This is a genomic window from Comamonas squillarum, from assembly GCF_025309455.1.
Lineage (GTDB): Bacteria > Pseudomonadota > Gammaproteobacteria > Burkholderiales > Burkholderiaceae_C > Comamonas > Comamonas squillarum.
Genome location: NZ_CP104377.1, coordinates 4,333,247 through 4,360,032, shown reverse-complemented (window position 1 = coordinate 4,360,032; position 26,786 = coordinate 4,333,247). Strand labels below are relative to the sequence as shown.

Annotated in this window: 24 protein-coding genes; 17 read left to right on the top strand and 7 right to left on the bottom strand. The window is 64.5% G+C overall.

What is annotated here, in order from left to right; translation table 11 throughout:
* The first annotated feature begins 13 nt into the window (after window positions 1-13).
* Genes N4T19_RS19875 through cobJ form a run of 4 tightly spaced genes read left to right on the top strand, consistent with a single transcriptional unit; the run spans window position 14 to window position 3,390 of the window.
* Complete coding sequence (locus N4T19_RS19875; protein WP_260718837.1) at window positions 14-1,213, top strand: precorrin-3B synthase; 1,200 nt, start codon at window positions 14-16, stop codon at window positions 1,211-1,213.
* A complete protein-coding gene (locus N4T19_RS19870) occupies window positions 1,213-1,842 on the top strand; it encodes a precorrin-8X methylmutase (protein ID WP_116927860.1) in 630 nt (209 codons plus the stop codon). Before N4T19_RS19875 ends, N4T19_RS19870 begins: the two co-directional genes overlap by 1 nt.
* Window positions 1,832-2,593 (top strand): precorrin-2 C(20)-methyltransferase, encoded by a 762-nt coding sequence (gene cobI, locus N4T19_RS19865; protein WP_260718836.1) that lies wholly within the window; start codon window positions 1,832-1,834, stop codon window positions 2,591-2,593. The genes N4T19_RS19870 and cobI overlap by 11 nt, the downstream gene beginning before the upstream one ends.
* Complete coding sequence (cobJ, locus tag N4T19_RS19860; RefSeq protein ID WP_260718835.1) at window positions 2,587-3,390, top strand: precorrin-3B C(17)-methyltransferase; 804 nt, start codon at window positions 2,587-2,589, stop codon at window positions 3,388-3,390. The genes cobI and cobJ overlap by 7 nt, the downstream gene beginning before the upstream one ends.
* On the opposite strand, the gene N4T19_RS19855 is transcribed toward cobJ, so the two are convergent.
* The gene (locus tag N4T19_RS19855) at window positions 3,360-4,118 is read right to left on the bottom strand and encodes a cobalt-precorrin-6A reductase (RefSeq protein WP_260718834.1); all 759 of its coding nucleotides are present in this window, start codon (window positions 4,116-4,118) and stop codon (window positions 3,360-3,362) included. The genes cobJ and N4T19_RS19855 overlap by 31 nt on opposite strands.
* On the opposite strand from N4T19_RS19855, the gene cbiE reads away from it, so the two are divergent.
* From cbiE to cobF, 4 genes are read left to right on the top strand one after another with little or no spacing between them, the layout of a single operon-like run.
* Window positions 4,117-5,310 (top strand): precorrin-6y C5,15-methyltransferase (decarboxylating) subunit CbiE, encoded by a 1,194-nt coding sequence (cbiE, locus tag N4T19_RS19850; RefSeq protein ID WP_260718833.1) that lies wholly within the window; start codon window positions 4,117-4,119, stop codon window positions 5,308-5,310. The genes N4T19_RS19855 and cbiE overlap by 2 nt on opposite strands.
* Window positions 5,307-5,786 (top strand): cobalamin biosynthesis protein, encoded by a 480-nt coding sequence (locus tag N4T19_RS19845; RefSeq protein WP_260718832.1) that lies wholly within the window; start codon window positions 5,307-5,309, stop codon window positions 5,784-5,786. The genes cbiE and N4T19_RS19845 overlap by 4 nt, the downstream gene beginning before the upstream one ends.
* Window positions 5,783-6,631, top strand: a complete 849-nt coding sequence (cobM, locus tag N4T19_RS19840) for a precorrin-4 C(11)-methyltransferase (protein WP_182344945.1) — start codon at window positions 5,783-5,785, stop codon at window positions 6,629-6,631. The genes N4T19_RS19845 and cobM overlap by 4 nt, the downstream gene beginning before the upstream one ends.
* The gene (cobF, locus tag N4T19_RS19835) at window positions 6,628-7,476 is read left to right on the top strand and encodes a precorrin-6A synthase (deacetylating) (RefSeq protein WP_260718831.1); all 849 of its coding nucleotides are present in this window, start codon (window positions 6,628-6,630) and stop codon (window positions 7,474-7,476) included. Before cobM ends, cobF begins: the two co-directional genes overlap by 4 nt.
* Here cobF and N4T19_RS19830 read toward each other — a convergent pair.
* The 5 genes from N4T19_RS19830 to kdpF form a co-directional block, all read right to left on the bottom strand.
* The gene (locus N4T19_RS19830; RefSeq protein ID WP_260718830.1) at window positions 7,433-10,123 is read right to left on the bottom strand and encodes a sensor histidine kinase; all 2,691 of its coding nucleotides are present in this window, start codon (window positions 10,121-10,123) and stop codon (window positions 7,433-7,435) included. The two genes, cobF and N4T19_RS19830, sit on opposite strands and share 44 nt — an antisense overlap.
* 25 nt (window positions 10,124-10,148) lie before the next feature.
* Window positions 10,149-12,236, bottom strand: coding sequence for a potassium-transporting ATPase subunit KdpB (kdpB, locus tag N4T19_RS19825; protein ID WP_260718829.1), 2,088 nt, complete (start codon window positions 12,234-12,236; stop codon window positions 10,149-10,151).
* On the bottom strand, window positions 12,233-12,943 hold the full coding sequence (gene kdpC, locus N4T19_RS19820) for a potassium-transporting ATPase subunit KdpC (RefSeq protein WP_260718828.1): 711 nt from the start codon (window positions 12,941-12,943) through the stop codon (window positions 12,233-12,235). Before kdpC ends, kdpB begins: the two co-directional genes overlap by 4 nt.
* Window positions 12,944-13,023: 80 nt before the next feature.
* A complete protein-coding gene (kdpA, locus tag N4T19_RS19815) occupies window positions 13,024-14,733 on the bottom strand; it encodes a potassium-transporting ATPase subunit KdpA (RefSeq protein ID WP_182344941.1) in 1,710 nt (569 codons plus the stop codon).
* 122 nt (window positions 14,734-14,855) lie between these two features.
* A complete protein-coding gene (kdpF, locus tag N4T19_RS19810) occupies window positions 14,856-14,951 on the bottom strand; it encodes a K(+)-transporting ATPase subunit F (RefSeq protein WP_116926573.1) in 96 nt (31 codons plus the stop codon).
* A 240-nt stretch (window positions 14,952-15,191) separates the two neighbouring features.
* Here kdpF and N4T19_RS19805 point away from each other — a divergent pair, with 240 nt between their 5' ends.
* The 9 genes from N4T19_RS19805 to N4T19_RS19765 all read left to right on the top strand — a co-directional run bounded on the left by N4T19_RS19805 (window position 15,192) and on the right by N4T19_RS19765 (window position 26,163).
* Window positions 15,192-16,187, top strand: coding sequence for an acyltransferase family protein (locus N4T19_RS19805; protein WP_243419368.1), 996 nt, complete (start codon window positions 15,192-15,194; stop codon window positions 16,185-16,187).
* A gap of 123 nt (window positions 16,188-16,310) precedes the next feature.
* Window positions 16,311-17,936, top strand: coding sequence for a peptide chain release factor 3 (locus tag N4T19_RS19800; protein WP_116926707.1), 1,626 nt, complete (start codon window positions 16,311-16,313; stop codon window positions 17,934-17,936).
* Window positions 17,937-18,073: 137 nt separating this feature from the next.
* Entirely contained in the window at window positions 18,074-19,789 is a 1,716-nt protein-coding gene (locus N4T19_RS19795; protein ID WP_260718827.1) for a hypothetical protein, read from the top strand.
* A 243-nt stretch (window positions 19,790-20,032) separates the two neighbouring features.
* Window positions 20,033-21,007 carry a glycosyltransferase family 2 protein gene (locus N4T19_RS19790; protein WP_260718826.1) on the top strand — a complete coding sequence of 325 codons (975 nt, stop codon included), beginning with the start codon at window positions 20,033-20,035 and terminating at the stop codon, window positions 21,005-21,007.
* Window positions 21,007-21,414, top strand: a complete 408-nt coding sequence (locus N4T19_RS19785; protein ID WP_260718825.1) for a GtrA family protein — start codon at window positions 21,007-21,009, stop codon at window positions 21,412-21,414. The genes N4T19_RS19790 and N4T19_RS19785 overlap by 1 nt, the downstream gene beginning before the upstream one ends.
* Window positions 21,415-21,582: 168 nt before the next feature.
* Window positions 21,583-23,697, top strand: a complete 2,115-nt coding sequence (locus N4T19_RS19780; protein WP_260718824.1) for a DUF7657 domain-containing protein — start codon at window positions 21,583-21,585, stop codon at window positions 23,695-23,697.
* 203 nt (window positions 23,698-23,900) lie between these two features.
* Window positions 23,901-24,185 carry a GtrA family protein gene (locus N4T19_RS19775; RefSeq protein ID WP_182344935.1) on the top strand — a complete coding sequence of 95 codons (285 nt, stop codon included), beginning with the start codon at window positions 23,901-23,903 and terminating at the stop codon, window positions 24,183-24,185.
* A 157-nt stretch (window positions 24,186-24,342) separates the two neighbouring features.
* The gene (locus N4T19_RS19770; RefSeq protein ID WP_182344934.1) at window positions 24,343-25,359 is read left to right on the top strand and encodes an acyltransferase family protein; all 1,017 of its coding nucleotides are present in this window, start codon (window positions 24,343-24,345) and stop codon (window positions 25,357-25,359) included.
* 21 nt (window positions 25,360-25,380) lie between these two features.
* Window positions 25,381-26,163, top strand: a complete 783-nt coding sequence (locus tag N4T19_RS19765) for an HAD-IIB family hydrolase (RefSeq protein ID WP_182344933.1) — start codon at window positions 25,381-25,383, stop codon at window positions 26,161-26,163.
* 105 nt (window positions 26,164-26,268) lie between these two features.
* Here the strand turns inward: N4T19_RS19765 and N4T19_RS19760 are convergent, their stop codons facing one another.
* Window positions 26,269-26,700: a TonB family protein gene (locus tag N4T19_RS19760; protein ID WP_084635804.1), complete on the bottom strand. Its 432-nt coding sequence runs from the start codon at window positions 26,698-26,700 to the stop codon at window positions 26,269-26,271.
* Window positions 26,701-26,786 lie beyond the last annotated feature (86 nt).

Here is a 26,786-nt window from a genome sequence, read left to right as displayed (position 1 = left end):
CGCCTGGCAGCCCATGGCCTCTGGCGATGGGCTGGTGGTGCGGGTGCGCCCACCGCTGGGCAGGCTGTCGGCCGGGCAGGCGCTGCGCTTGGCCGAGCTGGCCAGCGAGCATGGCGCCGGCCTGCTGGAGCTGACCAGCCGCGCCAATATCCAGCTGCGCGGCGTCGCCCCTGCGGGGCATGGCGCGCTGCTGGCGGCCCTGGCCGCGCAGGGCCTGCTCGATGGCGATGCCCGCCAGGAGCAGCTGCGCAACCTGGTCATCGACCCGCTGTGCCAGCCCGGTGACGGCGTACTCGCACTGGCCGAGGCCTTGCAGCAGGCGCTGCTGGCCGATACCGCGCTGGAAGGCCTGCCTGCCAAATTTGGCGTCTCGCTGGCCAGCGGCCGCCATGGCGGCCTCGCCGAGGTCGCGGCGGATGTGCAATTGGTTCGCGATGGCGCCCAAGGCTGGCTGCTGCAGGTGCCCGGCTACCCCATCGCCTGGCGGGCAGACAACGCCATCCTCAGCGTGCAAGCCGCCCTGACACTGGCCCGCTGGTGTGCGGCGCAGGCATGCGCGCGGCGTGCAGCCGGCGAACACCCCGGCCGCCTGCCCCAGCTGCTGCGCCAGGCCCAAGCCCATACAGGCGCGCTGCCACCGCTGGCCTTGCCCGCTGGCCTGCACGAAGCGCCCCCATACCTGGCCGCAGCGAGCCAGCCAAAACCGGGCTGGCAGTGCGGTCTTGGCCTGTTGGTGGCCGCGCCGCTGGGCCGGGTTGCTGCCAGTGCGCTGGCGCGCCTGGCGCGCAGCGGCATCACGGGCCTGCGGCTCACACCCTGGCGCATGCTGCTGGTCGAAGGCCTTGCGCCCCAGGGCATGCCAGGGGCGGGCTTGACCGACCACGACCACTGGATCTGCGACGCGCAAGATGCGCGGCTGCGCGTCTCGGCCTGCAGCGGCGCGCCCGGTTGCCGCCAAGCCCTGGCGCCCACGCAGGATCTAGCGCTCGCCCTGGCCCCCCATGTGCCCGAGGGCGCGCACCTGCATGTCTCGGGCTGCAGCAAAGGCTGCGCACGCCAGCTGCCCGCCACTGTCACCTTGGTGGCCCAAGCGGGCGGCGATGGGCCCGTCTATGGGCGCGGCCGCCATGCCACGGCCCAGGCCGTCCCCGATTCCCGCTGGAGCGCGCGCAGTCTGCGCGACAATCCCGGGCTGTTGTTTGAAGAAATGTAATGGTTCATACCTACGAAACCAATGGCGCCGAGATCTACCGGCAGTCCTTCGCCACGATCCGCCGCGAGGCCGATCTGCAGCGCTTCACCCCCGGTGAGGAGCGCGTGGCGGTGCGCATGATCCATGCCGCCGGCATGGTCGAGCTGGCCGCGCATGTGCAGTTTTCCGCCGGCGCAGTCGCGGCAGGCCAGCGCGCGCTGGAGGCCGGCGCGCCCGTGCTCTGCGATGTGCGCATGGTCAGCGAAGGCATTACCCGCTCGCGCCTGCCCGCCGGCAACCCGGTGATCTGCACCTTGCACGAGCCCGCTGTGGCCGAGCTGGCGCAGCAAATGAACAATACCCGCAGCGCTGCGGCGCTGGAGCTGTGGCGCCCGCACCTGGCCGGTGCCGTGGTGGCCATCGGCAATGCGCCGACCGCCCTCTTTCACTTGCTCAACATGCTGCAGGACCCGAGCTGCCCCCGCCCTGCGGCCATCATCGGCTTCCCGGTCGGCTTTATCGGCGCGGCCGAGTCCAAAGAGGCGCTGATGCAGGACCTGCCGGTGCCGGCGATGATCGTGCGCGGGCGCCTGGGCGGCTCGGCGATGACCGTGGCCGCCGTCAATGCCATGGCCAGCCATGTTGAATAAGACCAGCGTCGCCACAACGGGCATCATCTGCGTGGGCCTGGGCCCGGGCGATCCCGAACTGATGAGCATCAAGGCCGACCGCCTGGTGCGCGGCGCCCGCCATGTGGCCTTTTTCCGCAAAAAAGGCCGGCCCGGCAAGGCGCGCCAGCTGGTCGAAGGCATGCTCAGCGGCCAGGCCGCCGAGTACCCGATGGAGTACCCGGTGACCACCGAAATCCCGGTGGACAGCCCCGCCTATGTGCAGCAGCTGGCGCAGTTTTACGACGACTGGTGCCTGCGCCTGGCCGAACTGGCCCGGCAGGAACAGGTCATCGTGCTCTGCGAGGGCGATCCCTTTCTCTACGGCTCCTTCATGCACCTCTACACCCGGCTGCGTGCGCGCGGCGATGTGGACCTGCAGGTGGTGCCCGGCATCCCCGGCATGGTGGGCTGCTGGCATGCCACCGGTGAGCCCATCACCTGGGGCGACGATGTGCTGAGCGTGATGACCGGCACCTTGTCCGAAGACGAGCTGGTGCGACGCATGGACACGGCCGACGCGCTGGTGGTGATGAAGGTGGGCCGCAACCTGCCGCGCATCCGCCGCGCGCTCGCCCGCGCGGGCCGCGCCGATGCCGCCTGGCTGGTGCAAAACGGCACCACCGACCAGCAGCTGGTCGCCCGCCTCAGTGACGTGGGCGACGAAGTCTGCCCCTATTTCGCGATCGTGCTGGTGCACGGCCAGGGCCGCCGCCCGGAGGCCGCATGGTAAGCAGCGGCCAACTGACCATTGCCGGCCTGGGCCCGGGCGACCTGGACCAGATCACGCCTGCGGTACTGCAGGCCTTGCTGGCCGCCGACGATGTCGTGGGCTACTTCCCCTATGTGGCGCGGGCGCAGGCCTTGGTGGCGCAGAGCGCAGCCGCTGGCAGCCGCGAGCCGCAATGGCTCGCCTCGGACAACCGGGTGGAGCTCGACCGCGCCCGGCAGGCGCTGGAGTTGGCCGCCCAAGGCCGGCAGGTCGTGGTAGTGTCGTCTGGTGACCCGGGCGTGTTCGCAATGGCATCGGCGGTGTTTGAAGCCATCGAAAGCGCTGAGGGACCACAAGCGCAGGACTGGCTGGCACTGGACGTGCAGGTCTTGCCTGGCGTTACCGCGATGCTCGCCGCTGCCGCCCGCGCAGGCGCGCCGCTGGGCCATGATTTTTGCTGCATCAATCTGTCGGACAACCTCAAGCCCTGGCCGGTGATTGCCCGCCGGGTGGAACTGGCGGCCGAAGCCGATTTTGCGATGGCCTTCTACAACCCGCGCTCGCACAGCCGGCCCGAAGGCTTCAACCGCCTGTTGGCCTTGCTGCGCCAGCATTGCGAGCCCGAGCGTCTGCTGATTTTTGCCCGCGCCGTCTCCACGCCCGAGGAATCGCTGCAGGTCTGCAGCCTCGCCGATGCCCAGCCCGAGATGGCCGACATGCGCACCGTCGTGCTGGTGGGCAACCGCCTCACCCGCCGCGTGGGCCGCTACACCTACACGCCGCGCTACTACGGCGCAGTGGATGGCAACGCGCCATGACGCAGCCAATGCAGCACATCCGCAACGCTTTCCGTGCGCGGCCGCAAGGGCAGCACCGGGCGCTGCACCATTACGACCGGCAAGCCCAGCGCACGGGCGGCATCGATCTTGCCGCGCGTGGCGGCGCCACCGGCATTCTTGGCCACCAGCCAGGCGATGCGCTGCTGCTGCAGCAAGGCCAGGTCGTCCTGCATGCCAAAAGGGCCCCGGCCCAGCACCACGGTGTGCCGGGGCAGCGGCAAGCTGCCGGGCACAGGTGCATCAACCAGGCGCAGCAGGTAGTGGTGCTTCGGGTTGGGGGCAAAGGCATCGAGCTGTTTGCGCCCCACGGCCAGAAACACCCGGCTGGGCGCCTGGGGCAGTGCGCTGGCGGCATCGGCCATGCTGGCCACTTCCGTCCAGCGGTCGCCGGGCTGCGCCTGCCAGGGCGCGCGCTCCAGCGCCAGCAAGGGCGTGCCGGTGGCGGCGCAGGCCGCGCAGGCATGGCGGCTCATCTGCGCGGCAAAGGGGTGGGTGGCATCCACCACATGGCTGATGCCCTGGGCGCGGATAAAGGCGGCGAGGCCTTCGGGCCCGCCAAAGCCGCCGCTGCGCGTGGGCAGGGGCTGGGCCAGGGGTTGCTGGGTGACGCCGGCATACGAGAAGCAGGCGCGCACACCCGCCTGGTGCAGGGCCTGGGCCAACTCGCTGGCGCCGCTGGTGCCGCCCAGCAGGAGAACATGCGTCATGGCTGATCCGTGGTTGACATTGATAGGGTTGAACGAGGATGGATTGTCAGGCCTGAGCGCTGCGGCCAAAGACGCATTGGACCAGGCCGAGCTGGTATTTGGCGGCCCCCGCCATCTGCAGCTGGCCGCCATCGATGCACGCGGCCGCCCCTGGCCCCAGCCTTTTGATCTGGCCCCGGTGCTGGCCGCGCGCGGCCGGCCGGTGGTGGTGCTCGCCTCGGGCGACCCCTTCTGGTATGGCGTGGGCGGCAGCCTGGCGGCGCACTTGTCGCCTGAGGAATGGCGCTGCCATGCCCAAACCTCGACATTTTCACTGGTCGCCGCCCGCCTGGGCTGGCGGCTGGAAGCCTGCGACTGCGTGGGTCTGCATGCCAGCCCGATTGCGCAGCTGCTGCCCCGCCTGGCCCCTGGCCGCCAGCTGATCACCTTGCTGCGCGATGGCGCGGCCGTCGTGCAGTTGGCCGATTGGCTCAGCCACGAAGGCTGGGGCCAAAGCCCCTTGTGGGTGATGGAAGCGGTGGGCGGCCCGCGCGAGCGCTGCCGCATGCTGCGCGCCGATGCGGCCGCCGCTGCGCTGCAGGCTGAGCCTGCGCAGGCACCCGTGACCGTGGCCTTTATCGCCCAGGGCGGCCCCGCCTTGCCGACCGTGCCCGGCAGGCCCGACGACTGGTATGCCCACGACGGCCAGATCACCAAGGCGCCTGCGCGTGCGCTGACCCTGGCCACGCTGGCCCCCCGGCGCGGGGAGCGGCTCTGGGACATTGGCGGCGGCTCCGGCTCGGTCGCCGTCGAATGGTGCCTGGCCGGTGGCCTGGCCACCAGCATTGAGCAGCATGCCACGCGCGTGGCCAATATCCGCAGCAATGCCGAGCGCTTTGGCCTGCAGGCCCGCATGCAGGTGGTGCACGGCCTGGCGCCAGAAGCTTTGCAAGACCTGCCGGCGCCGCAAGCGGTGTTTGTCGGCGGCGGTTTTGATGCGGCGCTGTTTGCGGCATTGCGCGCCCACATGCCGCCAGGCTGCCGCCTGGTGGTGAATGCCGTGACCCTGGAAACCCAGGCGCTGTTGGTGCAGCTGCATGGCGAGCTGGGCGGCCAGCTGCTGCAGCTGGAGCTGTCCAGCGCGGCAGCACTGGGCCGCATGCGCAGCTGGAAGGCGGCGCGCCCGCTGGTGCAGTGGAGCTGGCAGGCATGACGCAAGCAGCGCCCCACCGCTGTGTGGTGCTGGGGCTGGGTTTGCGTGCGCAGGCCCAGGCCGCCGACCTGCAGGCGCTGTGGCTGCAGGCCCAGCAGCAGCAGCCTGCGCTGGCCGAATTTTGCGCAGTGGCGGTGCTGCAAGGCAAGGAGCAGCGGCCCGCGCTGCAGCAGTGGGCCGCGCAGCTGCCTTTTGCGGTGGCGATGGTGGCGGTGGCGCAAGAGGCCCTGCCCGCGCAGCCGGTGGTCACGCAGTCGCCGCGCCTCTTGGCGCGTTACGGCACCGGCAGCGTGGCCGAGGCCGTGGCCCTGTCTGCGGCCGCACCCGCGCCCCGCTTGCTGCTGGCCCGCCTGGTCGCCGGCGATGGCAGTGCCACCCTGGCCGCCGCGCTGCGCGAGCGTGGCACCACCCCCTATTGTTGTCTGGCAGCGGGCCTGCCCCCGGCTGATCCACAAACCCAAGGAGTTACGGCATGACCGTGCATTTCATCGGCGCCGGCCCCGGCGCTGCCGACCTGATCACCGTGCGCGGCCGCGATCGGATGGCCAGTTGCCCCGTCTGCCTGTATGCGGGCTCGCTGATCCCGCGCGAGCTGCTGGCCCATTGCCCGCCGGGCGCGCGCATCGTCAACACCGCATCGATGAGCCTGGACGAGATCGTCGAAGAGATCCGCGCCGCCGATGCGCAGGGCCAGGATGTGGCACGCCTGCATTCGGGCGACCTGTCGGTCTGGTCGGCCATGGGCGAGCAGCTGCGCCGCCTGCGCGCGCTGGGCATTGCCTACAGCGTGACGCCGGGCGTGCCCTCGTTTGCGGCGGCTGCCGCCACCCTGGGCGCCGAATTGACCTTGCCAGGCCTGTGCCAGTCGGTAGTGCTGACGCGTACCTCCGGCCGCGCCACTGCGATGCCCGAGGGCGAGCAGTTGGCCGCCTTTGCCGCCACGGGCGCGGTGCTGGCGATCCATTTGTCCATCCATGTGGCCGAGAAAGTGCAAAGCGAGCTGCTGCCGCACTATGGCGCCGACTGCCCGGCTGCCATCGTCTGGCGCGCCAGCTGGCCCGATGAAACCGTTGTGCGTACCACCGTGGGCCAACTGGCCCAGGCGGTGGCCACCAGCATGGAGCGCACCGCCATCATCCTGGTGGGCCGCAGCATCAGCGCCGAGGACTTTGGCGAAAGCCGCCTCTACGCCACCGACTACGACCGCCGCTACCGGCCCCAGGGCACGGAGCCGCGCTTTCCGGCGCCCGCCGCTGCGGTGGATACCGCCACCGACCGGCCGCTCACCTCAAACCCAATCAGCGCTGAAGGCCAGGCATGAGCAGCAGCTTGCCGCCGGTCGCGCTGAGCCTGATCGGCATTGGCACCGGCAACCCCGACCACCTGACGCGCCAGGCCATCGCCGCGATGAATGCTGCCGACCTGCTGCTGCTGCCCCACAAGGGCGAGGACAAGGCCGAGCTGGCGGCCCTGCGCCAGTCGCTGTGCGATGCCGTGCTGCAGCAGCCCGCGCCGCAGACCGATGGCTTTGACATGCCCGAGCGCCGCAGCCAGGGCGATGACTACCTGAACCAGGTCGACGAATGGCATGCGGCCATCACCCTGCGCTGGCAGGCCGCGATTGCGCAGGCGCTGGAGAGCGGCTTGAAGCCGCGTGCGGGTAACGGCGTGCTGCAGGTGGCCCTGCTGGTCTGGGGCGATCCATCGCTCTACGACAGCACCTTGCGCATTGCCGCGCGCATGCAGCCGGCACCGCTGCAAGTCACGGTCATCGCCGGCATCACCTCGATGCAGGCGCTCACCGCCGCGCACGCGATCGCCGTTAATGACATTGGCCAGCCCTTTACCGTCACCACCGGCCGCCAGCTGCGCGAGCAAGGCTGGCCGGCCGGCGTGGACACGCTGGTGGTGATGCTGGACGGCCAGTGCAGCTTTCGCAGCCTGCCGGCGGCGCAGGCCCGCGATGTCTACATTTGGTGGGGCGCCTACCTGGGCATGGCCCAGCAGTGCCTGGCGCATGGCCCGCTGGCCGAGGCGGCCGAGCGCATTGTGGCCGCCCGCGCCGCAGCACGCGCCCAGCATGGCTGGATCATGGATATCTACTTGCTGCGCCGCATACCCATCAATCCAGCGCCGGCTGAGGCAACACCGGCAGCGCCACGCTGAACACGGCCCCCGGCCCAGGCTCGGCCGCAGCGGCATCCAGATGGCCACCATGGGCTTGCACAATGCGCTGGGCCAGTGCCAGGCCCAGGCCAATGCCGGAGATGCTGGACTCGGCATGGCCCCGGCTGAAAGGAGCAAACAGCTGCTCGGGCGCCAGGTGCGCGGGCAGTCCCGGCCCGCTGTCCTGCACGCGCAAGAGCAGCTGGTCGCGCTCGACCTGCGCCGTCACCCGCACGGCGGTGCCCACGGGGGTGTATTTGCTGGCGTTGTCCAGCAGGTTGACGAGCACCCGCTCCATCATCGCCGCATCGATCCACAGCAGCGGTAAGTCGGCCGGCAGCTGCAGCTGCACCGGGTGATCGGCCAGGCGGCCGCCGAGCTGGCGCAAGGCACTGCCCACCAGTTCATCGACAGGGATCCAGGCGCGCTGCAGGTGCACACCGTCCTGCTGCAGCCGGGCCATGGCCAGCAGGTTGTCCACCAGCTGCTGCAAGGCCTGGGCCTGGTTGCGAATCTGCAGCAGCATGTCTTGCGCCGGGCCCGGCGGCGCATGCGGCAGGCCGGCCTGGGCGGCACCCAGGATGCTGGTGAGCGGCGTGCGCAAATCATGCGATACCGACGACAGCAAGGTGTTGCGCATGCGCTCGCCCTCCATCGCCACCTGGGTCTGCTGGGCCACCTCGACAAAATGCACGCGCTCTAGCGCCAGCGCAATCTGGCTGGCGCAGGCATCCAGCAGGCGCCGCTCCTCGGGCACGCGCAAGCGCTCGGGTGTGCGCAGCTGCAGCACCAGCACGCCGCGCGCCCGCACCGGCGCCATCAGCGGCACATACAGCGCGTCCGACGCGGCCAGGGTGTCCGTACCCCGGCCCGCCATCTGGCTGTGCTCCATGCTCCAGCGGCCCACGCTGGCATCAATCGCCGCCTCGCTACCGGGCGCCACATGCAGCTGCTCTTGTGCATCGGGCAGCAGCAGGCCGGTGCGCGCATCGAACACGCCCGAGACCGTCGTCAGCGCCGTCTGCACCACCTGCGCCTGTGTGAGCGCCCCCGACAGATCACGGGCCAGGCGCGCCAGCGCGCCCGCGCGCCGCTCGCGCTCGGCCGCCACCCGCGCCTCATGGCGCAGCCTGGCCATCAGCTGGCCGCAGACCAGGGCCACGCCCAGCATCAGGCAGAAGGTGAAGATGTACTGCGTGTCGTTCACGCCGAAGGAGTTGCGCGGCGGCACAAAGCAAAAATCAAACAGCAGCACCGACAAGAGCGCCGCCCAGGCGCCCGGCCCCCGGCCCCAGCGCAAGGCCGACAGCACGACCACCAGCAAAAACAGCATCACCACATTGGCCGGGTCAAACACCTGCAGCAAAGCTTGCGCCAGCAGCGCCGCCGCGCCGCAGGCCAGGCTGGCGCCCAGGTAGCCGCGCCAGGGCCAGGGCGCCTCGCGCGCCGGCGCGGGTTCTGGCCGGTTGCGCGGCCGGGGCACGGACAGCAGCAGCACGTCCAGGCCCGGGTCCAGCCGCGCAATCTGCTCGGGCAGGCCCGACGGCGCCCAGGGCCACCAGCGCATCGCCGTTGGCGGCACGCGGGCGAGCACCAGGTGGCTGGCATTGCGCTCGCGCGCAAAATCGACCAGCGCCGCGGCGACCTGGGCGCCGGGTATCGTTGCGGTATCGGCCCCCAGGCGCGCGGCCAGCGCCAAGGTTTTGAGCACGGCCTGCTGCGACTGCGCCGAGCGGTGCTGGCGCGCGGGCGCATCCACATAGACCACCATCCAGTCGGCCTCCAGCCGCCGGGCCAGGCGCGCTACCTGGCGCACGAGCGCGTCGTCCCCCGCCTGGCCGCCTACTGCAACCAGCAGGCGCTCGCGCGTGGGCCAGACATCACCGATGGAGCGCTCGCGCCGGTAGTCGCGCATGTCCTCATCGACCCGGTCGGCCGTACGGCGCAGCGCCAGCTCGCGCAGGGCCAGCAAATTGCCCAGGCGGAAGAAATGGTGCGAGGCCCGCTCGGCCTGCTCCAGCGGGTAGATCTTGCCGGCCTTGAGGCGCTTGAGCAGTTCCTCGGGCGGCAGGTCAACGACGATGACCTCGCTGGCATCGTCAAAGATGTGGTCGGGCACGGTCTCATGCACCTGGATGCCGACAATGCCGCCCACCACATCGTTGAGGCTCTCCAGATGCTGCACATTGAGCGTGGTCCAGACATCGATGCCGGCATCGAGCAGCTCCTGCACATCCTGCCAGCGCTTGGGGTGGCGCGAGCCGGGCGCATTGCTGTGGGCCAGCTCGTCGAGCAGCAGCACCTGCGGGTGGCGCGCCAGCGCGGCATCCAGGTCAAAGGCCTCGCGCTGGCGGCCCTGGTGGGGCAACAGGCGGCGCGGCAGCAGCTCCAGGCCATGGAGCTGTTGCACGGTCTCGGCCCGGCCATGGGTCTCCACCAGGCCCACCAGCACCTGGCGGCCGGCCTGGCGCTCGCGCTGCGCCGCTGCCAGCATCGCATAGGTCTTGCCCACCCCGGCATTGGAGCCAAAGTAGATGCGCAGCTTGCCGCGGGCCGCTTGCTGCTGGTCGGCCTTGAGCTGGGCGACCAGTGCGTCCGGGTCGGGCCTGGCTGCAGGTACGCTGGGGGTGTTGCTGGGGTTGGGCATGGTGGCGCTATTGTGGGCCAAGCCCTTAGACCAAGCCAGTGGCGGTCAGCAGCATGTCGATCAGCTTGATGCCGGCAAACGGCACCAGCAAACCGCCCAGACCGTAGACCAGCAGATTGCGGCGCAGCAACGCAGCCGCGCCCACCGCCCGGTAGCGCACGCCACGCAAGGCCAGCGGCACCAGCGCGATGATGATCAGCGCGTTGAAGATGACAGCGCTCAGAATCGCTGAATCGGCGCTGTGCAAGCCCATGATGTTGAGCGAGGCCAGCTGCGGGTAGGTGGCGACAAAGGCAGCCGGGATGATCGCAAAGTACTTGGCCACATCGTTGGCAATGCTGAAGGTGGTGAGCGCGCCGCGCGTCATCAGCATCTGCTTGCCGGTCTCCACCACCTCGATGAGCTTGGTGGGGTTGCTGTCCAGGTCGACCATGTTGGCAGCTTCCTTGGCCGCTTGCGTGCCACTGTTCATCGCGACCGCCACATCGGCCTGGGCCAGCGCGGGCGCATCGTTGGTGCCGTCTCCCGTCATGGCCACCAGGCGGCCAGCGGCCTGGTGGCTGCGGATCAGCTGCAGTTTGTCCTCGGGCCGGGCCTCGGCCAGGTAGTCGTCCACCCCCGCCTCGGCGGCAATGGCAGCAGCGGTCAGCGGGTTGTCGCCGGTCACCATCACGGTCTGGATGCCCATGCGGCGCAGCTGTGCAAAACGCTCGCGCATGCCGGGTTTGACAACGTCCTTGAGCTCGATCACGCCCAGCACCCGCGCGCCATCGGCGACGACCAGCGGCGTGCTGCCCTTGCGCGAGACGCTCTCCACCGCCAGCTGCACCGCCTGCGGAAACTGCCCGCCCAGCGCCTCGACATGGCGGCGCAGCGCATCGGCCGCGCCCTTGCGCAGGCTGCGCTGGCCTTGGGCTGTGGCGATGTCCAGGCCGCTCATGCGGGTCTGGGCGGTAAACGGCACCGGCTGGGCCTGGGCGGGATCGAGAGCCGCGGGGCTCAGCCCATGGCGCTCCTGGGCCAGCGCCACCACACTGCGGCCTTCCGGGGTGTCGTCGGCCAGTGACGAGAGCTGGGCGGCCTCGGCTAGCTGCGTGGCGCTCACGCCAGGCGCTGGTAAAAATTCGCTCGCCTGGCGGTTGCCCAAGGTGATGGTGCCAGTTTTGTCCAGCAGCAGCACATCCACGTCACCGGCGGCCTCCACCGCGCGGCCCGAGGTGGCAATCACATTGGCCTGCATCATGCGCCCCATGCCGGCCACGCCAATCGCAGACAGCAGGCCGCCGATGGTGGTGGGGATGAGGCAGACCAGCAGCGCCACCAACACGGCCACGCTGACGGCGCTGCCACTGCCCGATTGCGCCACGGCAAACACCGAGAACGGCCAGAGCGTGACGATGACCATCAGGAACACCAGGGTGAGCCCCACCAGCAGGATGCCCAGTGCCAGCTCGTTGGGCGTCTTCTGGCGCTTGGCCGATTCGACCATCGAGATCATGCGGTCCAGAAACGACTCGCCCGGGTTCACCGTGACCTCGACCACCAGCCAGTCGGACAGCACACGCGTGCCACCGGTCACCGACGAGAAATCGCCACCGGCCTCGCGCACCACCGGGGCCGATTCGCCGGTGATGGCACTCTCATCGACCGAGGCCACGCCTTCGACCACGGTGCCATCGAGCGCAATCACATCGCCCGCTTCCACCAGCAAGAACGTGCCCTTGGTCAGGCTGCTGGCGGGCTGGGCCGTCCAGGCGGCACCATGCTGCGCTTGCTGCAGCACCTTGGCGACGGTGTCGCGCTTCATGCCGCGCAGGCTGGCCGCTTGCGCGCGGCTGCGCCCTTCGGCCAGCGCCTCGGCAAAGTTGGCAAACAGCACGGTGAACCAGAGCCAACCGGCAATGGCCAACGTAAACCCGCTGTTGCCCTGTGCCGTCAGCAGATTCTGCAGCCACAGCAGACTGGTGAGCCAGGCGCCCAGGTAGACCACAAACATCACCGGATTGGTCCATTGCAGGCGGGGCGAGAGCTTGCGCAGCGCATCCCAGGCGGCGGCCTGCAGCAGCGCCAGATCACCCAGTCCGGCCGAGGCCGTCAGTTTTTTCGTGTTCATGGTTGGCTCCGGGTAGGCAGCGCATCGAGCGCCATATTGAGCGCCAGGACGTTCACGCGCGGCTCACCGAGCAAGTAGCCGGTGCGCTGCTGCGTGGCCTGGTCCAGCAACTGCTGCACCTGGGCGGGGGGCAACTGCCGCTCGCGCGCCACACGGGCCAGTTGCAAGTTGGCATTGGCCACCGAGATATGCGGATCCAGGCCCGATGCCGAGGCGGTTACCGCATCGACCGGCACGGCGGCATCGGCAGCCAGGCCATTGGTCGTGCGGTACTGCGCCACACGTTCGGCCACGCTATCGGCCAGCCCCTGGCTGCTGGCGCCCTGGTTGCTGGCGCCAGACAGGCCCGCGTTATAGGGCGCAGCGATGCTGGCACCCTCCTGATTGGGGTCAGGCGCCGTCGTGGCGCTGGGCCGGCCATGGAAGTAGCGGGCGCTGTCAAAGTACTGGCCGATCAGGGCCGAGCCCACGATCTGCCCATCGCGCAGCACCAGCGAGCCATTGGCGGCATGGGGCAGCAGCGCCTGGGCGACGCCGGTCGTGGCCAGCGGGTAGGCCACGCCGCACAGCAGCAGCACCAGCACGGCGGCGCGGGCACTGCTGCCCAAAGTGCGGCCAAAAGTGCGGCCCCAGCCTGCGTCGGCGGGGGCGGCGGCCTGCTGCGCGCTGGGCGTAGGCAGGCGTTTATCGGAATCAAGGCTTGTCATGTTTTTCTCCTGCGGGCACGGCCTGGCCGTGCCCCGGTTCGCGTCAAATCAGTTGGGATGTCAGGTCAAAGAGAGGGGGCTCAGGGGTAGAGCTGCCCAGCCAGCATCTGCAGGTGTTCGACCACCGGCCCCAGCGCCAGCGCTGGCAAAAAGGTGAGCCCGCCGACCACCAGCACCACAAACACCAGCAATCCGGTGAACAGCGGCGTGGCGGTGGGGAAGGTGCCGGCTCCGGCGGGCACACTGGCCTTGCTGGCCATGCTGCCGGCGACAGCCAGCAGCGGCAGCAGGGTCAGGTAGCGCCCCATCAGCATTGCCAGGCCCAAGGTGGTGTTGAAGAAGGGCGTGTTGGCATTGAGGCCGGCAAAGGCCGAGCCGTTGTTGGCGGTGGCCGAGGCATAGGCGTAGAGAATTTCCGAAAAGCCATGCGGGCCCCGGTTGTTCAGGCTGTCGGCCGCGCCCGGCCAGAGCATGGCCAGCGCCGTCCAGCCCAAAAGGCAGGCCGGGTGCGCCAGCACCGACAGCATCACCAGCTTCATCTCGCGCACCTCGATCTTCTTGCCCAGGAACTCTGGCGTGCGCCCGATCATCATGCCGGCCAGGAACACCGTCAGGATGGCGTACTGCAGCAGGTTGATGAGGCCAACGCCATCGCCGCCAAACACGCAGTTGAGCATCATCAGCGCCAGCGGTGTGATGCTGCCCAGCGGCGTGAGCGAGTCATGCATGGCATTGACCGAGCCGGTGGTGGCAGCCGTGGTGGTGGTGACAAACAAGGCGGTATCGGTAATGCCAAAGCGCAGCTCCTTGCCCTCCATATTGCCGCCCGCTTGCGTGGTGCTCCACTGCTGGTCGGCACCGGCGCGGGCCAGCAGGGCGCTGCCGTTTTGCTCGCCTGTCCAGACCAGCGCCAGAAAGCCCAGGAAGATGATCAGGCTGGCGCCAAAGAACACCCAGCCCTGGCGGCGCTTGAGCAGCATCGATCCCAGCGCATAGGTCATGCCCGCCGGGATCAGCAGCATCGCCAGGATGTGCAGCATATTGGTGAGCGGCGTGGGGTTCTCAAAAGGATGGGCCGCATTCATGCTGAAAAATCCGCCCCCGTTCGTCCCCAGGTGCTTGATGCTCTCCAGACTCGCGACCGGCCCCATCAGCAGCTGCTGCGTGCGGCCGCCATCGATGGTATGGGCCAACACCTCGGTGCCCAGGGTCTGCGGCACGCCCTGCCAGACATAGACCAGCGCCAGCAGCAGTGACAGCGGCAGCAGCACACGCCAGAGCATGCGCACAAAATCTACCCAGTAGTTGCCAATGTCCTGGCTGCCCGCGCGGGCCAGCCCACGCACAAAGCCGGCAGCCGCAGCCAGGCCGGCGGCGGAGCCTGCAAACATCAGTCCGGTGATCACGACCATCTGCGTGGCATTGCTCAGGCTGCTCTCGCCCGCATAGGCCTGCCAGTTGGTGTTGGTGATGAAGGAGGCTGCGGTATTGAACGCCAGATCCGGCGTCTGCGCAGCGTTCTGCAGCGGATTGAGCGGCAGGCTGCCCTGCAGCCGCAACAGCAGGTAGCCCAGCAGCATCAGCAGGCCATTGCTCATCACCAGCACCGCGCCGTAGCGCTGCCAGCCCATGCGCTCTTGCGGATCCACGCCCATGGCGGCGTAGGTCCAGCGCTCCAACCGGCTGTCGTGCGCGCTGGTAAAGCAGCGTGCCAGCCACCATCCCATAGGGATGGTGAGCAGCACCAGCACCGCCACAAAGGCGGCATATTCGATCCAGACTAAACCCATGTCAGCCCCCGCTCAGATGCGCACCAAGGCGCGAACAAAGCCCAGCAGGCCGACAAAGCAGGCCAGCGTGAGCCCGACAAATACGAGGTCTTGCAGCATGTACATGGCCCTCTCCCCTTTTTTCAGAATTTTTCGGGCCGCAACAGCGCGTAACCCAGATAGACAAACAGCGCAGCACTGACCAGCGCGGCCAGCACCTCCACTCCATGGAACAACATCGCTCTCTCCTCTTGCGCCGCCGGGCCGCCCAATGCGGAGCGGCGGCGCGGTGGTGTTGCGCAGGCAAAACGCCTGCCGTAGAGCCAATGTAGGTTTGCGCGCATCAAGCAGGCGCTGAGAATGCGCGGGGGGATATCAAGATGGCATCAAGATGGTGTTGCGCAAAGGCAATGGCGACCCGACAGGGCCATGTATAGTGGTGCCGCGCTCTCATCCGCCCCCCACCTATGCAGCCTTCCATGCCCCATCGCAGCAACTCTTTTGACATTCTTCGAATCTGCGCGGCGCTGGCGGTGATCTTTTGCCACCACTACTACATCAGCGGCCGTGAGGGCCCTGCCTGGATGAATGTGGGCATGATCGGCGGCGTGGCCGTGATGACGTTCTTCACAATCAGCGGCTACCTGGTCACCACCAGCTGGCTGCGTGAGCCGCATGTCGTCAAGTTCTGCGCCAAGCGCCTGCTGCGCCTGTGGCCGGGCATGATGGCTGCCGTCGTGCTGAATATCTATGTCTTTGGCGTGGCATTTACCGATCTGCCCGCACGCAGCTTCTTGACCCATGGGCAGACCTTGGAGTACTTCAAGAACCTGCTGCTCTACCGCGCCTACGTCAACCTGCCCGAGGTGTTTTCCAGCAATCCGCTGAGCAACTTGATGAACGGGCCGCTGTGGACCATTCCGATCGAGACCATGTGCTATGCCGCTTTGGCGGTTGCAGGGTTGGTAGGCGTTTTCCGCTACCGCTGGCTGGCCAGCCTGGTGCTGGTGGCCTACATCCTGCTGTTCATTGCGCGCTACAACGCCGACTTCACTGGCACGATGATGCATTGGTGGGAGTACCCGGCCTACTTTGCCTGCGGCGCGCTGATCGCGCTGCACCGGGATCGCTTTTTGGCCCATGGCGCTGCCATCACGTTCGGGCTGATTCCGGTGGCCCTGTTTTTCTGGCTGACGGGCTTACAGCATACGTCGGGCCTGGTGGTGCTGCCGGCTTTGCTGATCTTTCTGGGCAGCTGCAGTTCCAGCTTTTCAGGTGGAGTCAGCCGCCTGGGTGATCCCTCCTACGGGGTCTACCTCTCAGGCTGCCCGATCGCGCAGGCAGTGTTTGCCGTCTCGCCGGGCATGGACTTCTATGCCAGCATGGGGCTGTCGATGCTGCTGTCCATGCTGCTGGGCTATGCGCTGTGGCATTTGATCGAGTCGCCCGCGTTGCGCCTGAAGCGCTATCTGTAGCCCGCCCCCCCCAAGCCCGGGTAAAACGCTTTCCGTTAAAATGCCCGCAGTCCCAGCCAGCACCTGCTGGCTTTGTTTTTTGGCAGCCCAGTCCCGGGTCTGCGCCCTTTGCTCTTCCGTACTGTGTCCTACGCTCCCGAAACCCAACGCCGCCGCACCTTTGCGATCATCTCCCACCCGGACGCGGGTAAGACCACCCTGACCGAAAAGCTGCTGCTGTTCTCCGGTGCGATCCAGATCGCAGGAGCGGTGAAGGGCCGCAAGGCCTCGCGCCACGCCACCTCGGACTGGATGGAGATTGAAAAGCAGCGTGGTATTTCGGTGGCCTCGTCGGTAATGCAGATGAGCTACCGCGACCATGTCATCAACCTGCTCGACACCCCCGGCCACAAGGACTTCTCGGAAGACACCTACCGGGTGCTCACCGCCGTGGACTCGGCATTGATGGTGATTGATGCGGCCAACGGTGTGGAATCGCAGACCCGCCGCCTGATCGAGGTCTGCCGCCAGCGCGATACGCCCATCATCACCTTCGTCAACAAGATGGACCGCGAAGTGCGCGATCCGCTGGACATCATGGACGAGGTCGAGCGCGAGCTGGGCATGCCCTGCTGCCCCATCACCTGGCCCGTCGGCCAAGGCAAGAGCTTTGGCGGCATCATCAACCTGCTGACCCAAAGCATGACCGTGTTCGCGCCAGGCAGCGACCGCGGCCCCAAGGACTTTGAAGTCATCCCGCTGAGCGAGGCCGACAAGCTGCGCAGCCGCTTTGGCCAGGCCTTTGACGATGCGCTCGACTCGATGGAACTCGCCCAGGGCGCCTCTGCCGAATGGAACCATGCGGATTTCCTGGCCGGCAAGCTGACCCCCGTGTTCTTCGGCTCCGGTGTGAACAACTTCGGTGTGATGGAAGTCCTGGACGCGGTGGTGGACATGTCGCCACCGCCCGGCCCGCGCATCGCCTACACCGAGGTCAACCGCAATCGCGAAGAAAAAACCATCCATCCGGAAGACAGCAGCTTCTCGGGCGTGGTGTTCAAGGTGCAGGCCAATATGGACAGCAACCACCGCGACCGCATCGCCTTTGTGCGCGTGGCCTCGGGCAAGTACACCCCCGGCATGAAGATGAAGGTGCAGCGCACCGCCAAGGAACTGCGCCCCACCAGCGTGGTGACCTTCATGAGCCAGCGCCGCGAAGCCGTGGACGAGGCCTATGCCGGCGACATCATCGGCTTTACCACGCACGGCGGCGTGCAGCTGGGCGACACCATCACCGATGGGCCCAACCTGCAGTTCACCGGCCTGCCATTCTTCGCGCCAGAAATGTTCATGACCGTGGTGCTGAAGAACCCGCTGCGCACCAAGCAGCTGCAGCAAGGCCTGATGCAGCTGGGCGAAGAAGGCGCCATCCAGGTCTTCAAGCCCGATGCCGGCGGCAATATGCTGCTGGGCGCCGTGGGCCAGCTGCAGTTTGAAGTGGTGCAGCACCGCCTGAAGACCGAGTACGACTGCGAAGTCCGCCTGGAAGGCTGCCAGTACACCGGCGCCCGCTGGATCACCGCCGACACCCCCGCCGAGCTGCGGGAGTTTGAACACGCCTACCCGCTGCGCCTGGCGCATGATGCCGCCAATACCCTGGCCTATCTGTGCACCAGCCCGTATGACGTGCGCCTGGCGCAAGAGCGTTTTCCGAAGATCCACTTCCATCCGCTGCGCGAGCATGCGGGGTTGGAATTGCAGACCTCCTGATCGCGCCGGTACCAGATACCGATGGCCTACCGCCACGCCAGCCCCCAACTGCCTTTGCAAGCCTATGTCACCCGGCATAGCGACTTGCAGGCCTTGGAGGGTGGCCGACGGGTGACGAGAAGCCTGCCCCGATCAGGATGGCGCTGATCGGCTTTGTCCTTGGCCAGTACGCGCAGCTGCTGGTTTTCATAACTGCCTGCTGGGGGATTGGCACCCTGCTCTGGCCCGCCTCCGATCTGCCCACACGGCAGCCTTTGCGCATCGCGCTGGGTATGGGTTTGGTCATTTGTGCGCTGCAGGGGCTGGCCATTGCAGGCTTGCTCAACACCGCATCGGTGCTGCTCGTCATCGGCTGCGGGCTGGTGGCTGCTGCGCTGCAAATCCGTCAGATGGCCTGGCCCCGGCTTGCACCGGGATGGCCGCTGCTGCTCTTGCTGCTGGCCACGTTGCCAACCTTGTTCGCCCCGCTGCGCCCGCCCCTGGCCTGGGATGCGCTGATGTACCACCTGCCCCATGCGCGGGAGTGGGCGTTGACCGGACATCTGGGTGTGCACGAATGGCTGCGCTACCCCTGGTTCCCCTACAACTTTGACCTGCTGTTTGCCGCCGCGCTGGTGTTGGGCAACGATGTGCTGCCCCAGCTGATCCATGCGAGCACTGGCTGGGTAACAGGCTGGTTGCTCTACCGGCTGGCTATGCAATACCTGCCTGCGCCTGCTGGCGCCGCAGCTGCTCTTGCCACCGTGACCTGGCTGGTCACCAGCCGCAGCCACTACAGCGCCGCCTATGTGGACATGGCCGTGGCCATGTTTTTGACCGCTGCTTTCACCGCCATGCAGGTCAGCATCCGGCCCGCTGGCCGACGAGCAGTATGGCTGGCGGCATTTCTGCTAGGCGTAGCCGCTGGCAGCAAATACCAGGTGCTGGGGCTGCTGCCGCTGTTTGGTGCTGCGCTGCTGTGGCGCCACCGCATGCAAGGCCCTGGCTGGCGCATCCGCAGCGAATGGGACACCTGGCTGGTTACAGCCCTGTGCTTTGCGCTGCCATGTCTGTACTGGTATGCCCGCAACGCCTTGCTCACAGGCGATCCCTTCAACCCGCTCGGCGGGCGCCTGCTTGGCTTTACGGATTGGAATCTGGGCGACTACCTTTGGCAGCTGCAGGACCTGCGCAACCATGCGGCTTGGCCGCATTGGGCACTGTGGCCAGCCTTGGCCGCACCGCTGCTGCCGTCTCTGCGACGCGTTCCGGCGCTGCGCGCTGCCTGGCTGGTGGCGGCCTATATGGCGTTGGTCTGGCTGCTGAGCTCGCGCTACCCGCGCTACTTGTTGCCCGCCTATCCCCTGCTCAGTTTGCTGTCGGCTGCGGTATGCATTCAGCTACTGCGGCAACTGCCTGCCAAGCTGTATCGGGCACTGGCGACCATGTTGGTAGGACTGCTTGTACTGGCGTTGGGGTTCATGGGCGCACGCAGCATCGCCAAATCCTGGCCTTTGATCGCTTCGACTCCGGGCGCACGCGATACCGTCCTGCAGCAGCAAGTTGCCGGCTACCAGATCTGGCGCTACCTGAAAGAACACCCTGAGGCCAAGCTGTACCAGATGAACCTGGAAGACAGCCTCTACTATGCACCGCGCCCCACCTGGGGCGATGTGTTTGGACCGTGGCGCTACCGCGACTACCAACACCTCGGTGCCCAGCTGCTGCATCATAAACTCAAGTCTGAGGGCTTCACTGCCTTGGTAATACACACAGGTCGGGCGCCGACTGTGGCGCAGCAATCTGCATTTCTGCAATATTTTGAATTAATGCTGGTCGATGACGAGGTCAGCCTGTATCGTTTGAGGCCTTAGCTAAGGGAGGGCAGTACTGCATCTCTTTGGCGTTTGTGAGGCTTGGAGCCAAACACGCATTGGCATATCGAAAGATGATATTGATTAAATGCATTGATCCAGCAATAACATGCACGACGCCTTTGCCCCATGGCCGTTTTCCCTCCTTACTCCCTGCCATTTTCTGGAGCAGGCTTTGCAGGTTAACTTTCTGGCTCAGGCACAATGCGGCAGCCGTGTGAATGATTAAAAATAATTTCTGACATGACCGAATTTCCATCCCGCCTTTACCGCAACCAGCGTATCGCCGTCATCCTCCCTTGCCACAACGAAGAGCTGACGGTGCGCCCGGTGGTGGAAGGCTTTCGGCAAGCGTTGCCGGAGGCGGAGATCTACATCTTCAACAACCTCTCGACGGACCGCACCGCAGAGATCGCTGTTGAAGTGGGCGCACATCTGCGCAATGTCCATCTCAAGGGCAAAGGCAATGTCGTGCGCCGCATGTTTGCCGATGTGGATGCCGATATCTATGTGATGGCCGATGGCGATGCCACCTACCACGCACCATCGGCCCGCAAGCTCATCGACATGCTGATTGACCAGCAGCTGGACATGGTGGTGGGTGCGCGCGTCGAGGCTGAGCCCGAGCCCGGCGACACAGGTATCACCTACCGTCCCGGCCATCGCTGGGGCAACAAGCTGTTGACGGGTACGGTGCAGCAGATCTTTGGTGGCAGCTTTCGCGACATGCTCTCGGGCTACCGGGTGTTTTCGCGCCGTTATGTCAAATCCTTCCCCGCGCATTCACACGGCTTTGAGATCGAGACCGAGCTCAACGTTCATGCGCTGGAGCTGCGCATGCCTTGCACCGAGGTCGATACGCCGTATGGCGCCCGGCCCGAAGGTTCGGCCAGCAAGCTGTCCACCTACCGCGACGGCTGGCGCATCCTCAAGACCATCGGCCGCCTGGTGGTCAGCGAAAAACCTTTGCAGTTTTTTGGTTGGCTAGGCGCCGTCCTCGCGGTGGTAGCCATTGCATTGGCCATCCCCATCGTGATGGAGTACAGCCACACGGGCATGGTGCGGCGCTTCCCGACCTTGGGCCTGGTGTCCGCCATGGTAGTGTGCGGTGGTGTGTCCTTTGTCACCGGACTGATCCTGCAAGCCATTACCTTGACGCGGCGCGAGATCAAGCAGATTGCATATCTGGCTTCTGTGGCCAACACGCCGAGCAAGTGATGCGGTTCAAGATCAAGCGCTCGGTGCTGTGGTTCCTGATTGCCGGCTCGCTCGCCTTTGTCGTTGATGTCGTGGTGTTGACCTTGCTGCGAGATGTACTGGGGGTGTACGCAGCACGGGCCGTATCGTTCTGGCTCGCGGCCACCACCACCTGGCTGATCAACCGCAATATCTCCTTTGCGGGACGCAGCGCCTCCGGGAGCGTGCTGACCGAGTACCTGCGCTATCTGGGCCTGATGCTGGGCGGGGGCGCAGTCAACTTGGCGGTGTACTCGTTGCTGGCCTGGATCTTTCCCCAAGGCCCGCTGTGGCTGATGCTGTATGTGGCTGCGGGAACCTTGGTCGCAATGACGGTGAATTACCTGAGCATGACCCGGTTGTTGTACCGCCAGCGTACGGAAAACTGAGCCGTATCGGCACTGCAATTTTTCATGCCCACTGCGGCATGAATATATACCGCACTTGGCTGCATCCATTGTCAAGGTGCAGATAGTCCTCGATATGGAATACGGGGTGACCTAGGGCTCATGCCCCTAGACCACATCTATCGATCTAGCAGAAAACTGGAGCATAAAATGAAAACCATACGATTTAGATATCTACTAGTATTAATTTTCCTGCTGGCTGGCATTGTGTACGTTGGCAAAACTTGGTCTCCTTCCGCCTATGGCTATTTTTTGAAATACCATCTTGGCTATGAAGAGATTAAACCTGATTTTGGACAATCTAGACAAGTACGCAGTGATGAATGGGCCGTGGTCACCCCTTTGACCCAGGCAACAGTCAATAATAATTTCGAACGCTACAACAAAACATCGTTGTACGAGGAAGACCTGCGCATCAACTACGGTTTACCCATTGCAGATTGGGGCATCATTTTCAAACCCACCATGTGGCTGTATGGGTTTGTCAATCCGGCCTATGCTTACTCACTCCATTGGTTTGCTATCTTCGCGCTATTCATTGCTGGGTATGCATTTCTCTTCAAAAAATTCGGCGCCAGTGACAAGGTGGCTGTACTGCTTTCATTTGGCCTCTACTTCACGGGATTCAGCCAATTCTGGTGGAATGAAAAAGGTCCTCTGGTCGCACTTTTCCCCTGGGTCATCATCCCCTTTTTCTTGAAGATAAAGCCAATCTGGCAACTTTCTCTTTTTTATTACGCTGCTGTCTCCTGGCTGTTGACGAATCTCTACCCTCCAGTACAGATATCTCTGGCCTTTGTTGGCTTCATCATATTGATTTTACTGCTCCCCAAGCTCTTCAAGTTTCCAAACCTGGTCTATCTTCTGATATTTGCAGCACTTGCAGCCGCTACCGCAGCGCTCTACCAGTATGACTATCTCAAAGAGACGAGTGCGACTCTGTATCCTGGTGGACGACATATAACGGGTGGAGGTGTGCCAACCCGTTTTTGGCTATCCTGGTTCTTTCCTGCGATCAATTTCTCCTGGAGCTATAAAGACCTTGTAGGCATGAACATGTCCGAAATCGGAACGGTAGGCATGTATTACTACATTTCCGTTTTATGCTTATTGAACTACAAAAACTTCCATAGCCTTTGGAATGATGGAACCCATCGCAAAATTTTTATAGGCCTGAGCATTGCGCTCTTTATGCAGTGCGCCTGGATGTTTCTACCCATTCCGGCCAATATCGGAATAATCTTGCTATGGGACAATGTCCAGCCCCTCAGAATGCAATTTGCAAGCGGCGTCATACTCACACTCCTAGTATTTTATACCGCAAACATTGTAGGCATTGTCTTTTCTTGGCAACGCCTTTTGGCAATCCTTATTATTGCTGCTTGTGGCTGGTTCTTCTTCAAATACTCCGTCGCTCCAAAACGCTGGGAGGATTTGGCCTTTTTACCCATGATTGCAGTAGCATACCTAGTAGTTAAAAATAAAACACAGCATGCCAACACAGCCATTCTCATGACATCGGTGATATTTGGAGCACTGTTCTTCGGCAGATTCAATCCATTACAGTCGGCATGGCCTATATTCAATCTCAAAGACAATAAAATTATTGAGTACCTGCGCGAGCAGGAAAAATCCAACAACAACCTTTTGGTCGCCATGGATTTACCCGGCGCTACCGCCAATGGTTTGGGCTTTCGCTCTTTGAGCCACGTTACGCCTGTACCGCACCTTGATTTTTGGAAAAAGCACTTTCCTGAGCTTCCTGAAAAGGAATTCAACTATATTTTCAATAGGTATTCACATATCAATCCCTATCCGGCGTTGGAACCATCGCTTCGGCAGGCTGATTCGCTGGAAGTCCCCTACCGTCGTTTTGCCAAAGTGAACAACGCGTTGGCTATTGAAAACTACGCCTCGGACCTCAAAAAGCAGGGGCTCTATAATTTGGAGAAAACATATTCTAATGCCGTTGTTTTCAATGGATGGGGAGGGTGGCAGGGTGAATTGGCATCACGCAGTATGGAAATCATGGTGAAACCTACTCCTGCACAGCCGATTGAATGGGTGACCATGACTCGAGCCGACTTGCCTATCAACACTGGTAATTTAATCTCAGTATTTAACGGCTTTAGACTAACCATTCCGGGAAATTCAGGGAATATGCCCCGCTGCATGACCCTGATTACGGTTGATCAAAAGACAGGCGATCGGCTGCTCATGGAAAATCCTGCTTCTCTGCCTTATTGCAAGCCAGCCGCTAAGTGATCGCCGAAGCTCAGCCTCACTGTCGCATCCCGGATGATTGCGTAGATAAAAATCGCTATCCGCTGTTCATGGCGCGCTATGTTTTGCGACCGATCTGCTTGAGCCTGTAAGCCATCACCTTTACGCGGCGCGAGATCAAGCAGTTTGCTATTGGGCTTCTGTGACCAACACACCGAGCAAGTGATGCGAAGATCAAACGCTCGGTGCTCTGGTTCCTGATTGCCGGCTCGCTCGCCTTTGTGGTTGATGTCGTGCGAGATGTGCTGGGGGTGTATGCAGCACGGGCCGTATCGTTCTGGCTCGCGGCCACTACCACCTGGCTGATCAACCGCAATATCTCCTTTGCGGGACGCAACACCAGCGGCAGCCTGCTGACCGAGTACCTGCGCTATCTGGGGCTGATGCTGGGCGGCGGTGCTGTCAACATTGCGGTCTATTCGTTGCTGGCCTGGACCTTTCCCCAAGGCCCGTTGTGGCTGATTCTGTAGGTGGCTACGGGCATCTTGTTCGCGATGACAGTGAATTACCTGAGCATGACCCGGCTGTTGTACCGCCAGAGCCAAGAGCACTGATGCAGGCTGGGCAGCCATAACGCCAATGCGTGCGGCATGCAGGCTGTGAAACAATTAGAAAACTCTAGAGAATATGGAACGCATAGAACCGCAGCGCCTGCACAAGGCCAACAATTTTGACGCATTGCGCCTAGTGGCCGCTTTCGCCGTGTTGTTCAGCCACCATTACCCGGTGACCGCTACCGTGCCGCCCAGCTGGATGAATGTGGCAATGATTGGCGGCGTAGCTGTCATGGCTTTCTTTGTCATCAGCGGCTACCTGGTGACGATCAGCTGGTTTTCCCAACCGCGCCTGTGGGCGTTTTGCGCCAAGCGAGCGCTGCGTATCTGGCCTGCCTTAGCCACCGTGGTGCTGTTGGCGATGCTGGTGCTGGGCCCCAGCATTACCACCCTGCCGCTACGCGAGTACTTCTGCCATCCCATGACCTGGAACTACCTGCACAACCTACTGCTTGATATTCGCTTTAACCTGCCTGATGTTTTTGCAGCCAATACTTATCCCAACACCGTCAACGGTTCCCTGTGGACCATTCCCATGGAGGTGAGTTGCTATGCCGCACTGGCGGCAGCCGGAACTTTGGGCTTGTTGCGCTGGCGTTGGGTATGGGCTTGCTGCTGCCTGGCCTACCTGCTGTGGTTCCTGACCCAGATGACCATGGACCTGCGGGGCGTCATGACCCACTGGTGGGAGTTTCCTGCCTATTTTGTCTTTGGGTCGCTGATCGCCACGGTCAACGGCTGGTTTCTGCGCCATCGCTTCGCTTGCTGCACTGCTGCCTGTGCTGCCGGCGGGCTATTGTGGGCTTTCGGCTTTGCCTATTCGGCGTTGCTGCTGTTTCTGCCCGCTGTTCTTGTGGGGGTGGGCACCCTGTCCTGGCCAGTGCTTCGCCACGCAGGAGGCTGGGGTGATGTATCGTACGGGGTTTATCTGTACGCCTTTCCCATCCAGCAAACGGTTCGCCATCTCTGGCCCGAACTCGGTTTTTCCAGCAGTCTGGTGCTGGTGGCCACACTGACCTTGCTGGCCGGCTGGCTGTCCTGGCAGCTGGTAGAAGCGCCCACCCTTCGCCTCAAACGTTTTTTACGCTGACCTCTCGCTGTTCCCCTCTCTATGCTAGCTCTGACCCAATGGCAGCCGACTGCCCCCATCCTCGGCCTGCTGACCGATATCGACGACACCCTGACAACAGAGGGCGCCGTCCCTGACAACGTGGTGCAGGCCATCGCTGCCCTCAAGGCCCAGGGACTGGCGGTGATTCCCATCACCGGCCGCCCAGTGGGCTGGAGCGAGCCTTTTGCTGCCGCCTGGCCGGTCGACGCGATCGTGGCGGAGAACGGTGCCGTGGCGCTGCGCCGCAATGCCAGCGGCGGGCTGGACAAGCTCTACCAGCAGGACGAGGCCACGCGCATGGCCAACTTTGCCAAGATGCAGGCAGTGCTCACGCAGATCGAGCAAACGGTGCCGGGGGCGCAGCGCGCCACCGATTCGGCCGGGCGCGAATGCGATATCGCCGTGGACCACAGCGAGTTCACGCAAATGCCGCAGACCGATATCGACCGCTGCGTGGCGCTCATGCAGGCGGCCGGCATGAACGCCACCGTCAGCTCCATCCACATCAATGGCTGGTTTGGCGGGCACAACAAGCTCGAAGGCGCGCGCTGGATCGTCAAGACCTTGTTTGGGCGCAATCTCGACGCGGAAATCGGCCAGTGGTGCTATATCGGCGACTCCACCAACGACCAGCTGATGTTCCAGCACTTCGACAACAGCTTTGGCGTGGCCAATATCGCGCGCTTTGTGCCCCAGCTGCAGCACCTGCCGCGCTATGTGACGCGCGGCGAGCGCGGCGCTGGCTTTATCGAGCTGGCCGAGCGCATCTGCGCGCTGAAGTAAGCGCCTCGCCTACAAACTGATCGCTCCTCCACTGCAAAAACGCCCACGGCACTTCAGGTGCAGCGGGCGTTTTGCCGTGCAGAACGCGCGAAAGCGTGGTCTGTCTCAGGGCTTGAAGTCGAATTGCTGCTGCAGGATGACCTTCATCGGCTGGTTGTTCTTCATCGCGGGGCGGTACTTCCACTGGCGTACCGCGCGCTCCACCTCGGTGGCCATATCGCGGGAGGTGGTGGTCAAGGTCTTCACATCGCTGACGGCGCCATCGGTGTTGACGACGAACTGCACGCGCACGCTGGCCGGTTGTGGCTGGGCGCCTGCGGGGTAGGGGAAGCGGGGCGATGCACCGGTCAACAGCTGGGGCGCCGAGTCGCAGGCATTGCCTGCGCAGCCGGCCGCTGCAGGGGCCGCGTTGGCGGCAGGGGCCGTGGTCGCAGCAGCGCCAGCATCAGGCGTGGGAGCCGGCGCATTGGTAGCGCACCCTGCCAGCAGTGCGGCAAGAACGGTGACAACGGCAGAACTGGTACGGATCAATGGCATGGTCTGAAGCTTCCAAAAGTCTCATGGTGGTGCGGCCCAGGCCGCCCTGGCGTGCACAGGGCGTGGCGCAACAACGCTGCCCGCGC

Coding starts and splice junctions, on each gene's coding strand:
- N4T19_RS19875 (WP_260718837.1), top strand. CDS start 14: ATGGCCTCTGGCGATGGGCTGGTGGTGCGGGTGCGCCCACCGCTGGGC.
- N4T19_RS19870 (WP_116927860.1), top strand. CDS start 1,213: ATGGTTCATACCTACGAAACCAATGGCGCCGAGATCTACCGGCAGTCC.
- cobI (WP_260718836.1), top strand. CDS start 1,832: ATGTTGAATAAGACCAGCGTCGCCACAACGGGCATCATCTGCGTGGGC.
- cobJ (WP_260718835.1), top strand. CDS start 2,587: ATGGTAAGCAGCGGCCAACTGACCATTGCCGGCCTGGGCCCGGGCGAC.
- cbiE (WP_260718833.1), top strand. CDS start 4,117: ATGGCTGATCCGTGGTTGACATTGATAGGGTTGAACGAGGATGGATTG.
- N4T19_RS19855 (WP_260718834.1), bottom strand. CDS start 4,118: ATGACGCATGTTCTCCTGCTGGGCGGCACCAGCGGCGCCAGCGAGTTG.
- N4T19_RS19845 (WP_260718832.1), top strand. CDS start 5,307: ATGACGCAAGCAGCGCCCCACCGCTGTGTGGTGCTGGGGCTGGGTTTG.
- cobM (WP_182344945.1), top strand. CDS start 5,783: ATGACCGTGCATTTCATCGGCGCCGGCCCCGGCGCTGCCGACCTGATC.
- cobF (WP_260718831.1), top strand. CDS start 6,628: ATGAGCAGCAGCTTGCCGCCGGTCGCGCTGAGCCTGATCGGCATTGGC.
- N4T19_RS19830 (WP_260718830.1), bottom strand. CDS start 10,123: ATGCCCAACCCCAGCAACACCCCCAGCGTACCTGCAGCCAGGCCCGAC.
- kdpB (WP_260718829.1), bottom strand. CDS start 12,236: ATGAACACGAAAAAACTGACGGCCTCGGCCGGACTGGGTGATCTGGCG.
- kdpC (WP_260718828.1), bottom strand. CDS start 12,943: ATGACAAGCCTTGATTCCGATAAACGCCTGCCTACGCCCAGCGCGCAG.
- kdpA (WP_182344941.1), bottom strand. CDS start 14,733: ATGGGTTTAGTCTGGATCGAATATGCCGCCTTTGTGGCGGTGCTGGTG.
- kdpF (WP_116926573.1), bottom strand. CDS start 14,951: ATGTTGTTCCATGGAGTGGAGGTGCTGGCCGCGCTGGTCAGTGCTGCG.
- N4T19_RS19805 (WP_243419368.1), top strand. CDS start 15,192: ATGCCCCATCGCAGCAACTCTTTTGACATTCTTCGAATCTGCGCGGCG.
- N4T19_RS19795 (WP_260718827.1), top strand. CDS start 18,074: ATGGCGCTGATCGGCTTTGTCCTTGGCCAGTACGCGCAGCTGCTGGTT.
- N4T19_RS19790 (WP_260718826.1), top strand. CDS start 20,033: ATGACCGAATTTCCATCCCGCCTTTACCGCAACCAGCGTATCGCCGTC.
- N4T19_RS19785 (WP_260718825.1), top strand. CDS start 21,007: ATGCGGTTCAAGATCAAGCGCTCGGTGCTGTGGTTCCTGATTGCCGGC.
- N4T19_RS19780 (WP_260718824.1), top strand. CDS start 21,583: ATGAAAACCATACGATTTAGATATCTACTAGTATTAATTTTCCTGCTG.
- N4T19_RS19770 (WP_182344934.1), top strand. CDS start 24,343: ATGGAACGCATAGAACCGCAGCGCCTGCACAAGGCCAACAATTTTGAC.
- N4T19_RS19765 (WP_182344933.1), top strand. CDS start 25,381: ATGCTAGCTCTGACCCAATGGCAGCCGACTGCCCCCATCCTCGGCCTG.
- N4T19_RS19760 (WP_084635804.1), bottom strand. CDS start 26,700: ATGCCATTGATCCGTACCAGTTCTGCCGTTGTCACCGTTCTTGCCGCA.